Raw genomic sequence first — 12,301 nt, 5'->3', positions numbered from 1 at the left:
GGCGGGTGGGCTGGCCGAGTCCCGGGTGATTCAGCGTGCTTTACATCGCGAACCGCCGCCCAACCCACCGGAGCCCCGTCATGCCCTTTGTGAAGCATTCCTCCCTGGTTTCCCGCCTGGCGATGCTGCCGCTGGCCGCCGGGATCGTCTCCGTGGCCGCGACCAAGCCGGCCCTGGCCGCCCCGGCGTCGCCCGCCGCTGTCTTCGTCGAAGCCGACGCGCTGGCGCCCGCCGAGCGCGGCGCGCTGACCCGGCAATTCGTGCTCAAGTGGGGCGGCTACGTGCAGCGCGTGTACGACGTGCCGGTGCGCGACTGGGCGCAACGCATGGTGCCGACCTTCATCGCCGCCGATCCCACGAACCTGCGCAACGCGCTTCTGCGCGACACCTTCGAAGGTGCAGTGGCCGAACTCACCGGCACCGGCCACCGCCTGTCCGACGCCGCGGTGATTGACCGCTATGCGATGGCGCCCGCGGACCTTTCCGCCCAGGAAGCCAAGGCCATCGGCACGCAGGCGCTGGGCTCCACCACCGGCGACCTCGTGTTCACCGCGGTCACTCCCTGCCGCATCGCCGACACGCGCGTGGCCGGTGGTCCGATCGCCGCCAACAGCAGCCGGTCTTTCCTGGGCGTGGCCGTCGACGCCGGGGCCAACTTCACCAGCCAGGGCGGCAGTGCCACCAATTGCAACGTGGCGGCGGTGGGCGCCAGCGCGCTGGTGCTGAACGTCACCGCCGTGGCGCCATCGGGCGCCGGCTTCGCCACGGTGCACAAATCCGGCGAGGCCCGCCCCCTGGCCGCCAGCATCAACTACACCGCGGGCGCGGTCGTCAACAATTCGGTGGTGGTGGGCGTGCCCAACCCACTCACGATCACCGATTTCGTGGTCTACACCTTCGCGCAAGCCAACTACGTCATCGACGTCGTCGGCTACTTCTCGCCGCCACAGGCCACGAACCTGCAGTGCACCGAGACCGCCATCAGCACGTTCACCGTCGCGGCCAATACCGCCACCTTCATCAACAACCCGCTTTGCCCCGCCGGGTACAGCCAGGTCATGCCTTACTGCTACACGAACGCCTCGGGCGTCTACAGCCGGGGCAGCGGCGTGAACAGCAACACGGTCGGCCTGGCGACGTTCTGCGCCTGGCAGAACACGACGGCGTCCACGCAGCAGGTTTTCGGCGGCAGCATCTGCTGCCGCATCCCGGGTCGCTGAGGCGGCGCCGGGGTCGCGGATGCGCGCCGGGTCCGGGCACCGCCCCGGACGCGCATCCCGTATCCTCGTGGCCTTCGCCCACCGACCGGTACCCGGCTTGCTCGACACGATCTTCCTCCATGCCGGCCTGCCCAAGACCGGCACCAGTGCGATCCAGGAAGGCCTGCGCAGCCTGTCCCGGGCTGGCCTGCTGGCGCGCGTCGGCTACCCCTGCCCGGATCCCGCGGCGGGGGCCGGCAACGGCACGGCCCTGGCGCGCGAGCTGATCTTCACCAACCCGGCACCGACGCCCACCGGGCGCCTGCAGTCCCTGGTCGGCGAGCTGGTGGCGGCCAACGCCGGCCGCGCACCGAACCTGCTGATCTCCAGCGAAGACCTCTGCTATGCCGACGTGGAGAAGTTCTCGCGGCTGCGCGAGGTGCTGCGGGACCACGCCCGGTCGGTCCGGCTGCTGGTCGCGGTGCGTCCGTTCCGGCCGTGGAGCTATTCGGTGTACCTGCAGCTGGTGAAGGCGCACGCGCTGGCCGCGGACTTCGATGCCGAATGGCTGCGGGGGCACGCCCGCGATTTCCTCTGGTACTTCCGCAACCTCGATCGGTTCGGCGTGGACACCACCGTTTTCCGCTACCGGCACGCCGACCTGCTGCGCCACTTCCTCGGCCTGGTCGGCGAGGACGAAGCGCTGGCCGCGAAGGTGCCCGACACGGTGGCCAACCGCAGCCTCGCCGTCGAAGAGCTCGGCGTGCTGCGGGCGATCAATGCGGTGTTCGCCGATGAGGCCCTGGGCCGCGCGGTCAGTGATGCCTTCGCGCGCCGGTGGCCGGAGCGCCAAGGCGCCCGCTTCCCCGCGGACCGCGCATCGGCGTTCGCGGCGTTCGCCGCCGACTTCGCGCGCCAGCTCGACGAGCTGCCGGGGCCGGTGATGGATCAGGTGAAGGCGATCCTGTTCGCACCCGGTGACGAAGCGTCCGCGGCAACGCCCGCGCAAGCCGCGCCGGAACGGCTGGGTGCCGATGAGTTGGAGGTGGCGCTGCGCGCGCTGCGCGAGCACTTCAATGCCCGCATCGAGGACGCCGCCCTGCATCGCGGGCTGCTCGACTACAGCGCCGGCCTGGCGCGCACGGCCGATGCCTTCGACCCGGTCCACTACCTGCTGATGCATCCGGACGTGCTGCGCGCGGGCACCGATCCGCGCCAGCACTTCGAGCAGCACGGCCGGGCCGAAGGCCGGCCGGCGGCGTTCATCCCACCCGGCGCGGACCCATCCGATCGGGCTTGAACAGGCACACGCCCATGCGCTCGCTCTTGGCCTTGTACATGGCGGCGTCGGCGGCGCGCAGGTAGTCGTCGGTGCTGGCCAGCCCCGGCTGGCTGGCGACCACGCCGATGCTGGCACCCACGGTGACCTCCTGCCCGTCGAGCCGGTAGGGCGCCGCGAGCGCGGCGGCGAGCTGCTGCACCCGCGCATTGGCCGTGGCCTGGTCCACCGATTCAAGCAGCACGTTGAATTCGTCGCCGCTCATGCGCGCCACCAGGTCCGAGGGCCGCACGCTGGCCTCCAGCCGGCGGGCGACCTGCTGCAGCAACTGGTCGCCGGCGTGGTGGCCCAGCGTGTCGTTGATCGCCTTGAACTGGTCCAGGTCGAGCAGCAGCACCGCGAAGGTCGTCGCATCGCCCGGCGCCGCGCCCTTCTGCAGCGCGATGGCATGCTCCAGGCGATCACGGAACAGCGGTCGCCCGGGGAGGTTGGTCAGGAAATCGTAGGAGCTGCCGCGCTCGGCGAGGTCGCTCAACGAGCCCGCCATGCGCACCGGCACGCCCTGCTCGAACTGCGCGACGCCGCGCCAGTTGACCCACACCGGGCGCCCGGACGCATGCAGCGCGCGGAAGTCGACCGAGAAGTTCGGGCTGATGCCCTGCAGGTGCCGCTGGTAGGCCGCCTGCACGCGCTCGCGGTCGTCCGGGTCGATCAGCGACTCCAGGAACCGCCAGCCATCGTCATGATGGTCGCCGGGGCCCGCCAGCCCGAGGATCTCGTGGAAGCGCTGCGAGGCGTGCAGCACGTCCTGCTTCAGGTTCCAGTCCCAGATGCCGTCGTTGGAACCGCGCGTGGCCAGCGCGTAGCGGTCGTCGGACTGCACCAGCGCCAGCTCGGTCTGCTTTTGCTGGCTGACGTCGATCATCAGGCCGATCATGCGGTTGGGCCGGCCCGGCTCGACGATCGCCCGGCACAGGTCGCGCACCCAGACGACCTTGCCGCACTTGGCGGTCAGGCGGTAATTCATCTCGTACGCGTAGCTGTGGGTGGCGTGGTAGGCCGCATCGTCGATGGCCAGCGCCTCGGCCAGGTCGTCGGGATGCACGCGCGCGCGCCAGAACCCCGGGTCGGAGCGCCACTCCTCGACCGTGTAGCCGAACAAGCGTTCCACCTGCGGGCTGAGGAAGGTGTTGCCCACGCCGCGTTCGGCTTCCCACACCACGCCGTCGATGGTCTCGAGCAGGCGCAGGAAGCGCTGGCGCACCTCGACCAGCACCTGCTCGGTGACCTCGGTGATCTCGACCAGCAGGCCCTGGCGGCTGAGCACGCGGTCCTTGTCGTCCACGTCGGCCTGCAGCTGCAGCCGCACCCAGCGGAAATCGCCGTCGGCGAAGCGCAGGCGGAACACCGGCATGCCCGAGCGCAGGGTGCCGCGGTCGTCGGGGTGCACGAAGTCGAGCAGGGACTGGCCCAGCGATGAGGCCAGCGGGTGCCCGGTGATGGCCTGCCAGGCCGGGTTGAGGAAGGTCACACGCCACTGCGCGTCGGTCTGGACGACGACGTCCGGCAACAGCCGAAGGAGTTGGTCGGGCGGGGTGGGGCTGGCGGGCATCGGGCCAGTATAGTTGCCTGTAAGCGCAGAGAGGGCGGGGGTGCCATGGCGGAAATGAAGTTCGCGACACCGGTTTTCATCCGGGAGAAGAGCGAGGCGGCCATCGACCTGGCGCGGACCCCGTACTTCTTCAACGACGGTGGCCGGCCACGGTACGCCAAGGCACCGCCGCGCCGGGCCCGGCTGATCGAGGCCGCGCCCACCGACCCGCGCGTCGAGATGGGCCATCCGCACGTGGTTTCCCGGGTAAAAGGCGTCAAGAAGACGCCGCCCTACGGCATCGAGACCCAGCTCGGGTTCGTTGCCGACCAGGTCGTGTATACGCCGATGTGGGCGACGCGCGACGTCGCCGCGGCCTTCGGCATCACCCTGGTGGAGCCGGGGGAGGCGGTGCGCCTGGAAAGCCCGGTGCTGAAACTTTCTCAGATCCAGTACGAGTACGGGGTGTTCGCCGGGCACTGGTCGCCCTACCAGGACACGGGCAACCGGCTGCTCAGCGTGGTCTGCACCGACCTCGAGCACCACGACTTTCCCCACGTCTTCGCCTCGGTCGACCCGCACCTGCCGCTGGTCACGTCGGTGGGCCGCTACTGGCCGCGGTTGGGCAAGATCTGCCTGGCCGACCTGTGGGTGCCGCGCGGCAGCGCGCTCTACATCCCGCCCAAGCCCGCCCACCCCGACGCCGAGTGCATCGACCTGCACAACAACCGCAATTCCGCGCGGGCGTGCTGGGGCAGCCTGAGCCAGGAAAGCCTGCTCACCGACACCTTGCTGCAGGCGCGCAAGGGATTCTTCTACTGGTACTGGAACGCGCGCGACACGGTCCATACCGAACCGCAGCCGGACTGACCGCATGGCCGCCGTCCTTGTCACCGGCGCCACCGGCTTCCTTGGCCAACACCTGCTGCGCGAACTGGCGGCCGAAGGCGCCGAGGCGCGCGGCCTGTCGCGCAGCGCCGGCGGCGATGCCGCGGTAGCCGCGGCGGGTGCGGTGCCGGTGCGCGGCGAACTGGGCGATGCCGCGTCGCTGGCCGCTGCGATGGACGGTGTCTCGGCGGTGTTCCACGCCGCCGCCGACACCAACAACTGGGGCCCGGGCGACGCCGCGCAAACCGAAACCAATGTCGGCGGCACCGCGCGCCTGCTCGAAGCCGCGCGCGCCGCGGGTGTCACCACCGTAGTGCACACCTCCAGCGTGTCGGCCTACTCGCACCTCGTGCACGAGACCTTGCGCGAAGACGTCCACCAGCGCGGCGCCGACTCCTGGATCAACTACGAGCGCACCAAGTACGCCGCCGAGCGCCTGGTGCGCGAGTCCGGCCTGCCTTTCCTGATCTTCCAGCCCTCGCACATCCTCGGCCCCGGCGACCGCAACAACTGGTCGAACCTGATCCGCCTGGTGGACGCCGGCAAGCTGCCGGGTGCGCCGCCGGGTTCGGGCGCCTTCGCCGACGTGCGCGAGATCGCGCGGGCGCAGGTGCGGGCGTGGCGCCAGCCCGCGCGCGACGAGACCTGGCTGGTCGGCGGCGAGCACGCCAGCTTTCAGGCGCTGGTCACCGAGATCGGCCGCCAGCTCGGCAAGCCCGCGCCGACGAAACCGATGCCGGCCTGGCTGCTGCGCGGCCTGGCCCGCACGCTGGACCTGGCCTCGCGCATCACCCGCAAGCGGCCCGACCTCACGCCGGCCGCGGTCGCGTTCACCTGCCATCACCTCAAGGTCGATTCCGGCAAGGCAGAACGCGAACTCGGCTATCGCAGCACGCCGTTGCCGGCGCTGCTGGCCGACACCATCGCGTGGCTGCGCGCCGAAGGCCTGCTGTCGGGCTAGCCCGGGGCGCCTTCGGCCATGCCGTACTGGGCGAGGATGTCGCCGGCCGAGGCAGGCTGCGCGAAGAAGTAGCCCTGGCCCAGGCTCAGGCCCAGCAGGCGCAGCTGGTAGCGCTGCTGTTCGGTCTCGATGCCTTCGGCGATGACCTCCAGCCCCAGCGAATCGGCCAGCAGCCGGATGGCGCGCACGATCGCGGTGCTGCCGCCGCTCTCGCCGCTGCGCAGTTCGGCCACGAAGCTGCGGTCGATCTTCAGGCCGTGCAGCGGGAAGCGGTGCAGGTAGCTGAGCGAGGAATAGCCGGTGCCGAAGTCATCGAGCAGGGTGAGCACCCCGGCCTCGCGCAGGCGGCCCAGGCAGGCGTTCACTTCCTCGGGCTGCTCGAGCAGGGCGCCTTCGGTGACCTCCAGGCGCAGGCGGCCGGGCTTCACGCCGTGGCGCGACATCAGCTCCAGCAGGCGCTGGTCGAAGCCGGGCGCGCGCAGGTGGCGCGGCGAGACGTTGAGCGTGGTGTAGGCGTTGCGCGTGGACAGGCGCTTGGTGTCGCGGCAGACCAGGTCGTAGATCTGCCAGTCCATGTGCTCGAGGCTGCCGGTTTCCTCGGCGATGGCGATGAAGTCGCCGGGCGAGCTCAGGCCGCGCGCCGGGTGGTGCCAGCGCATCAGCGCCTCGAAGCCGACCAGGCCGCCATCGGCCAGGTTCACGATCGGCTGGTAGTAGGGCTCGAACTCCTGCCGCGCCAGTGCGCGGCGCAGGTCGCCCTCCAGCTCCAGCAGCTTCAGCGCGGCCTCGTGCAGGTGTTCGTCGAAGATCGCGTAGCGCTGCCGGCCGGTGGCCTTGGCGCGGTACATGGCTACGTCGGCGTCGCGCAGCAGCTCTTCCGGGCGGCGGTAGCGGCCGTCCACCAGGGCGATGCCGATGCTGGCCGAGGTGTAGAGCTCCTTGCCGGCGATGCGCATCGGCTCGGCCAGGGCCACGATCACGCGCTCGGCCACCGCCACCGCGTCGTCGGCGGTGTGGATGAAGTCGAGCACGATCGCGAACTCGTCGCCGCCCAGGCGCGCCACCATGTCCGGGTCGCGCACGCAGCCGCCGATGCGGCGCGCGGCCTCCTTCAGCAGCTCGTCGCCGACCAGGTGGCCGACCGAGTCGTTCACCACCTTGAAGCGGTCGAGGTCGAGGAACAGCACCGCGAACAGCTGCCGCGGGTCGGCCCGGTAGCGCGACAGCGCCTGGCCCATCCGGCCCAGCAGGTGGCTGCGGTTGGGCAGGCCGGTGAGGGTGTCGTGCAGGGCCTCGTGCTTGAGCTTGAGCTCCATGCGCTCGCGCACCGAGATCTGGTCGAGCAGCTCGCGGTTGGCGTCGGCCAGTTCGCTGGTGCGCGAGGCCACGCGCTGCTCCAGCTCGGCGTAGGCCAGGCGCAGCGATTCGTTGGCGCGGCGGCGGTCGAGCGCCTGGGCGATGTGGAAGGACACGAAGCTCAGCAGCTCCTGGTCGCGCCGGGTGTAGAGGTAATCGGGCGTGTAGCTCTGCACCGCGATCACGCCGGCGGCCTTGCCGTCGAGGTGCAGCGGCACGCCCAGCCAGCACACCGAAGGCGTGCCGAAGGACATCACTTCGCCCCGCGCCACCAGCGCCCGCACCTGCTCGCGGTCGGCCAGCAGCGGCGCGCCGGTGGTGAGCACGTATTCGGTAAGGCCGCGGGCCACGCGCCGGCGCGGGCGCTTCTGGTCGCGTTCGTCCACCGAGTAGGGGAAGTCGAGCTCCTGCCGGTCGTCGGTGAGCAGGGCGATGAAGAAGTTGCGGGCGTCGAGCAGGTCGCTGACGATGCCGTGCACCTCGGCGTAGAACACCTCGATGCTGTCGCGGCGACCGGCCTGTTCGGCAATGCGGAACAGCGCCGCCTGCAGCCTCTCGCTGCGTTCGCGCTCGGTGACCTGCTCGCGCAGCTCGCGGGTGCGCTGTTCGACGCGGCGCTCAAGCTCTTCCTGCGCCTCGCGCCGGGCGAGCGCGGTGAGGATGTGCTGGGCGACGTAGCCGAGCAGGGCCCGATCGTCCTCGGTGTACCGCGAGTCGGGATCGTAGCTCTGCACCACCACCGCGCCGCGCACCACGCCGTCGTCCACCATGGGCACGCCCAGCCAGTCCTCGCTTTCCGGGCCCAGGGCATCGTCGCGCGGCACGTCGAGCTGCGCGCGCACGTCGCAGGACGGGCCGAGCATCGGCTTGCCGTGCCGGATCAGGGCCAGGGTGAGGCTGTTGGCCATCTTCTCGGCGGTGAACTCCTCCTCCGGGTCGGGGCAGACCGGGTCGAGGCTGTCGGCGAAGTAGATGAAGCGCATCGCCTCGGTTTCGGGCGAGTAGCGGACGATGTAGAAGTTCTCGGCGTACATCAGCCGGCCGACGATTTCGTGCAGGCCGCGCAGCACCGTGGCCGTATCCTCGTCGGAGCTGGCCAGGTCGGAAATGGCGAACAGGGCGCGCTGCAGCCGCTCGGCCCGGCCCAGCCGCTCGACGTCCACCCGCAGGCGCTGGACCTCGGCGGCCAGGGCGGCGGTGTCGTCGCCGCGCGTCGCCGCCGGCAGGGCGGTGGGCGCGAAGTTGGGCGCTAGTGGCGTTTGCGGCATCGGGTTTCCATCCCCTCCCCGGGGGAACGGCGGGAGTGTATCAGCCGATCTTCACGCCGCCCCCAGGACCGCCGCCGTGTCCCCGCAGGCCTGCAGGCGGCCCCCCGCGATGACCGCGGTGCGTTCGGCCAGGGCTCGCGCCGCGCTGAAATCGTGGGTGATGAACAGCAGGGCCAGGCCGCGCTCGCGCTTGAGCCGGCCCAGCAAGGCCAGGACCCCGGCGCGGTGGTGGGCGTCCAGGGCCGAGACCGCCTCGTCGCAGACCAGCAGGTCCGGGTCGGTGGCCAGGGCCCGGGCGATGGCCACGCGCTGGCGCTGGCCGCCCGAGAGCTGGTGTGGCCAGCGCGCCACGAGGGCCGGGTCCAGGCCCACGGCCTCCAGCAGCGCCGCCGCGCGGGCCGGGTGCCCGGCGCGCTCGCCCAGGCCGTGGATGCGCAGCGGCTCGGCCACGATGTCGCCGATGCGCATGCGCGGGTCGAGCGAGGCGTAGGGGTCCTGGAACACCACGCCGATGCGTCGGCGCAGCGCGCGCAGCCGGCCGCGGCCGGCCTGCAGCAAGTCCTCGCCGTCGAGCAGGATGCGACCCCGGGTGCCGCCGCGCATCAGCCGCAGCAGGGCGCGGCCGAGCGTGCTCTTGCCGCTGCCGCTTTCACCGACCAGGGCCAGGCACTCGCCGCGGTGCAGCGACAGGCTGGCCGCATGCAGGGCCGGGGCCGGCGCGCGCGGGTAGTGCACGGTGAGCGCGTCGACTTCCAGCAGGCGCGCACCGGGCGGGGAGGGCGCGGGTGCGGGCAGGCGGTCGGCGGCCAGCAGTTCGCGGGTGTAGGCGTGGGCAGGGTGGGCGAACACGCGGGCCGCGTCGCCCGCTTCGACGCATTCTCCGCGGCGCAGGATGGCGACGCGCTGGGCGTAGGCGGCCACCAGCGGCAGGTCGTGGCTGACCAGCAGCACGGCCAGCCCGAGCTCGCGGCGCAGGGCGTCGATCAGGTCCAGCGATTCCCGGGCCAGGCGCGGGTCGAGCGCGGACGTCGGCTCATCGGCGAGCAGCAGTCGCGGCTGGCCGGCCAGGGCCAGGGCCAGCAGCACGCGCTGGCGCTGGCCGCCGGAGAGTTGGTGCGGGTAACGGTCGAGCAGTTCGACCGGGGTCGGCAGCTGCAGGCGTTCGAACAGGGCGATGGCTTCGCGCCGCGCCGATGCGGCGTCGAGGCCGCGCAGCATGCGCAGGGTTTCCACCAGGGGTGCGCCGACGCGGCGCAGGGGGTGCAGGCTCGCCTGCGGGTCCTGCGGCATCCAGGCGATGGCGCGGCCGCGCAGCGCGGCGTGTTCGCGGCTGCCGATGGCGAGGGGCTGGCCTTGCCAGTGCAGCGTGCCGCGCGCGGCCAGACCCGGCGGCAGCAGGCCCAGCAGGGACAGCACCGTGAGGCTCTTGCCGCTGCCGCTTTCGCCGACCAGGCCCAGGCACTGGCCTTCCGCCAGGTCCAGGTCGAGCGGGCCCAGCAGGCGGCGTTCGCCGGTGGCGACTTCGAGCCCGCGCAGGGAAAGCAGCGCGCTCATGCCGGGGCCCCGCGCACGTCCAGCCAGTCGCGCAATCCGTCGCCAAGGAACTGGAAGCTGGCCAGCGTCGCCACCAGGAAGCCGGCCGGGAACAGCAGCGACCACGGCGCGGTGTCGAGTTCCTGGCTGCCCTCGTGCAGCAGGCTGCCCCAACTGGCCGCGGGTTCATCCACGCCCAGGCCCAGGAAGCCCAGAAAGCTCTCGACCAGGATGGCCTGCGGCAGGATCAGGCCCAGGTACACCAGCGCCAGCGGCATCAGGTTGGGCAGCAGGTGCCAGCGCAGCACCTGGTCGAAGCGCGCGCCGGCCGCGCGCGCCGCCAGCACGAAGGGCGCCTCGCGCAGGCGTGCGGCCTCGGCGCGCACCACGCGGGCGAGATCGATCCAGACATAGCCGCCAATCGCCGCCAGCAGCAGCCACAGCGAGCGCCCGAACAGCGCCAGCAGCAGGATCACGATCAGCAGGAAGGGCAGGGCCGACATCAGGTCCAGCACGCGCACCATGGCCCGCTCGACACGGCCGCCGGCGTACCCGGCTATGGCGCCGTAGGCCAGGCCGATCGCCAGCGCCATCAACGTGGCCAGTGCGCCCACCGTCAGCGATAGCCGGCCGCCGGCCAGCGTGCGCGCCAGGATGTCGCGGCCGATCGCGTCGGTGCCGAACCAATGGCCGCTGGCCAGCGAAGGCGGCGACGACAGCGCGTTCCAGTCCGGCTGGTGCGGGTCGTGGCCGGGCAGCAGCAGGGACAGCCAGCAGGCGGCGGCCAGCCCCCCGAGCAGCCAGAGGCAGGCGCGCACCTGGCGCGGCACGCGGGCGCGGAGGGGCGACGCGGCCGTCACGGGCAAAGGCCGCCGTCGGCTGTGTGCGATGCCGCACGGAGCCGGCTGCCGGCGGCGCCCATGCTGCGGTAGCGGCGGCGCGCGCGACGCGCCGACCGTTCCCCCTCGACCCCGGAGCCTCCCATGACCGTCGGCACCATCCTCCTCATCATCCTCATCCTGCTCTTGATCGGCGTCCTGCCCAACTGGTCCCACAGCAAGAACTGGGGTTATGGACCCACCGGCGGCCTCGGCCTGGTGGTCATCATCATCATCGTCCTGCTGCTGATGGGCAAAATATAGCGAGCCGGCGCGCGGCACGTCCGGCCCCCGTCCCTTCGCGACGGTCGGCGTATCATCAGGGGCACGCGATCCGCGTTCCCCTGCCGACCCGCCATGTCCTTTCCGTACACCCGCCCCCGGCGCATGCGCCGCGACGATTTCTCCCGGCGCCTGATGCGCGAGCACCGGCTTGGCGCCGACGACCTGATCCTGCCCGTGTTCATCCACGAGCTGCAGGGACGCGCGGCGGTAGCGTCGATGCCGGGCGTCGAGCGCGTGTCCATCGATGAACTGCTGCGCACCGCCGAGCAGGCGGTGGCGCTGAAGATCCCGGCGATCGTGCTGTTCCCGGTCACGGCGCCCGAGGCCAAGTCGCTCGATGCCGTGGCCGCCTGGGACGAGAACGGGCTGGCCCAGCGCGCCATCCGCGCGTTGAAGCAGCGCTTCCCGGAGCTCGGCGTGATCACCGACGTGGCGCTGGACCCGTACACCACGCACGGCCAGGACGGCCTGGTGGACGACAGCGGCTACGTCGTCAACGACGAAACCGTCGAGGCGCTGGTGTTGCAGGCCCTGTCGCACGCCGACGCCGGCGCCGACGTGGTGGCGCCCAGCGACATGATGGACGGCCGCATCGGCGCCATCCGCGAGGCGCTGGAGGAGCACGGCCACCTCAACACCCGCATCCTTGCTTATTCGGCCAAGTACGCGTCCAGCTTCTACGGCCCGTTCCGCGATGCCGTCGGCAGCGCCGGCGCGCTGGGCAAGGGCAACAAATACACCTACCAGATGGACCCGGCCAACTCCGACGAAGCCCTGCGCGAAGTCGGCCTCGACCTCGACGAGGGCGCCGACATGGTGATGATCAAGCCGGGCCTGCCCTACCTCGACATCGTGCGGCGGGTGAAGGACCACTACGGCGCGCCCACCTTCGTGTACCAGGTGAGCGGCGAGTACGCGATGCTCAAGGCGGCCGCGCAGAACGGCTGGCTGGACGAGCGCGCCTGCGCGCTGGAGGCCCTGGTGTCGATCAAGCGCGCCGGCGCCGACGGCGTGCTCACCTATTTCGCGCTCGATGCGGCGCGCTGGCTCAAGGAGGAATGAC

General features: G+C 71.6%; 10 protein-coding genes. 6 read left to right on the top strand and 4 right to left on the bottom strand.

Annotated elements, in window-relative coordinates; all coding sequences use genetic code 11:
* The first annotated feature begins 80 nt into the window (after window positions 1-80).
* Together Q0C12_RS06180 and Q0C12_RS06175 are read left to right on the top strand one after the other, a co-directional pair.
* On the top strand, window positions 81-1,220 hold the full coding sequence (locus Q0C12_RS06180) for a hypothetical protein (protein WP_290887689.1): 1,140 nt from the start codon (window positions 81-83) through the stop codon (window positions 1,218-1,220).
* A gap of 97 nt (window positions 1,221-1,317) precedes the next feature.
* On the top strand, window positions 1,318-2,499 hold the full coding sequence (locus Q0C12_RS06175) for a hypothetical protein (RefSeq protein ID WP_290887686.1): 1,182 nt from the start codon (window positions 1,318-1,320) through the stop codon (window positions 2,497-2,499).
* Here the strand turns inward: Q0C12_RS06175 and Q0C12_RS06170 are convergent.
* Entirely contained in the window at window positions 2,462-4,090 is a 1,629-nt protein-coding gene (locus Q0C12_RS06170) for a sensor domain-containing diguanylate cyclase (protein WP_290887683.1), read from the bottom strand. The genes Q0C12_RS06175 and Q0C12_RS06170 overlap by 38 nt on opposite strands.
* A 54-nt stretch (window positions 4,091-4,144) precedes the next feature.
* Here Q0C12_RS06170 and Q0C12_RS06165 point away from each other — a divergent pair, with 54 nt between their 5' ends.
* A complete protein-coding gene (locus Q0C12_RS06165) occupies window positions 4,145-4,939 on the top strand; it encodes a hypothetical protein (protein ID WP_290887680.1) in 795 nt (264 codons plus the stop codon).
* A 4-nt stretch (window positions 4,940-4,943) separates the two neighbouring features.
* Window positions 4,944-5,918, top strand: a complete 975-nt coding sequence (locus Q0C12_RS06160) for an NAD-dependent epimerase/dehydratase family protein (protein ID WP_290887676.1) — start codon at window positions 4,944-4,946, stop codon at window positions 5,916-5,918.
* Here Q0C12_RS06160 and Q0C12_RS06155 read toward each other — a convergent pair.
* Genes Q0C12_RS06155 through Q0C12_RS06145 form a run of 3 tightly spaced genes read right to left on the bottom strand, consistent with a single transcriptional unit; the run spans window position 5,915 to window position 10,935 of the window.
* Window positions 5,915-8,542, bottom strand: coding sequence for an EAL domain-containing protein (locus Q0C12_RS06155; RefSeq protein WP_290887674.1), 2,628 nt, complete (start codon window positions 8,540-8,542; stop codon window positions 5,915-5,917). The two genes, Q0C12_RS06160 and Q0C12_RS06155, sit on opposite strands and share 4 nt — an antisense overlap.
* A gap of 51 nt (window positions 8,543-8,593) precedes the next feature.
* A complete protein-coding gene (locus Q0C12_RS06150) occupies window positions 8,594-10,096 on the bottom strand; it encodes an ABC transporter ATP-binding protein (RefSeq protein WP_290887670.1) in 1,503 nt (500 codons plus the stop codon).
* On the bottom strand, window positions 10,093-10,935 hold the full coding sequence (locus Q0C12_RS06145) for an ABC transporter permease (protein ID WP_290887667.1): 843 nt from the start codon (window positions 10,933-10,935) through the stop codon (window positions 10,093-10,095). The genes Q0C12_RS06150 and Q0C12_RS06145 overlap by 4 nt, the downstream gene beginning before the upstream one ends.
* A 123-nt stretch (window positions 10,936-11,058) precedes the next feature.
* Here Q0C12_RS06145 and Q0C12_RS06140 point away from each other — a divergent pair, with 123 nt between their 5' ends.
* Together Q0C12_RS06140 and hemB are read left to right on the top strand one after the other, a co-directional pair.
* Window positions 11,059-11,217, top strand: coding sequence for a DUF3309 family protein (locus Q0C12_RS06140; protein WP_290887664.1), 159 nt, complete (start codon window positions 11,059-11,061; stop codon window positions 11,215-11,217).
* Between the two features lie 93 nt (window positions 11,218-11,310).
* Window positions 11,311-12,300: a porphobilinogen synthase gene (hemB, locus tag Q0C12_RS06135; RefSeq protein ID WP_290887661.1), complete on the top strand. Its 990-nt coding sequence runs from the start codon at window positions 11,311-11,313 to the stop codon at window positions 12,298-12,300.
* The last annotated feature ends 1 nt before the right edge of the window (window position 12,301 follow it).

This window comes from Arenimonas sp., from assembly GCF_022842045.1.
In the GTDB taxonomy this organism is placed as follows: domain Bacteria; phylum Pseudomonadota; class Gammaproteobacteria; order Xanthomonadales; family Xanthomonadaceae; genus Arenimonas.
This window is presented reverse-complemented; position numbering and strand designations above follow the sequence as displayed.

Excerpts from the sequence above, each read along its gene's own strand:
- Q0C12_RS06180 (WP_290887689.1), top strand. The coding sequence starts at position 81 with ATGCCCTTTGTGAAGCATTCCTCCCTGGTTTCCCGCCTGGCGATGCTG.
- Q0C12_RS06140 (WP_290887664.1), top strand. The coding sequence starts at position 11,059 with ATGACCGTCGGCACCATCCTCCTCATCATCCTCATCCTGCTCTTGATC.
- hemB (WP_290887661.1), top strand. The coding sequence starts at position 11,311 with ATGTCCTTTCCGTACACCCGCCCCCGGCGCATGCGCCGCGACGATTTC.
- Q0C12_RS06150 (WP_290887670.1), bottom strand. The coding sequence starts at position 10,096 with ATGAGCGCGCTGCTTTCCCTGCGCGGGCTCGAAGTCGCCACCGGCGAA.
- Q0C12_RS06160 (WP_290887676.1), top strand. The coding sequence starts at position 4,944 with ATGGCCGCCGTCCTTGTCACCGGCGCCACCGGCTTCCTTGGCCAACAC.
- Q0C12_RS06170 (WP_290887683.1), bottom strand. The coding sequence starts at position 4,090 with ATGCCCGCCAGCCCCACCCCGCCCGACCAACTCCTTCGGCTGTTGCCG.
- Q0C12_RS06155 (WP_290887674.1), bottom strand. The coding sequence starts at position 8,542 with ATGCCGCAAACGCCACTAGCGCCCAACTTCGCGCCCACCGCCCTGCCG.
- Q0C12_RS06165 (WP_290887680.1), top strand. The coding sequence starts at position 4,145 with ATGAAGTTCGCGACACCGGTTTTCATCCGGGAGAAGAGCGAGGCGGCC.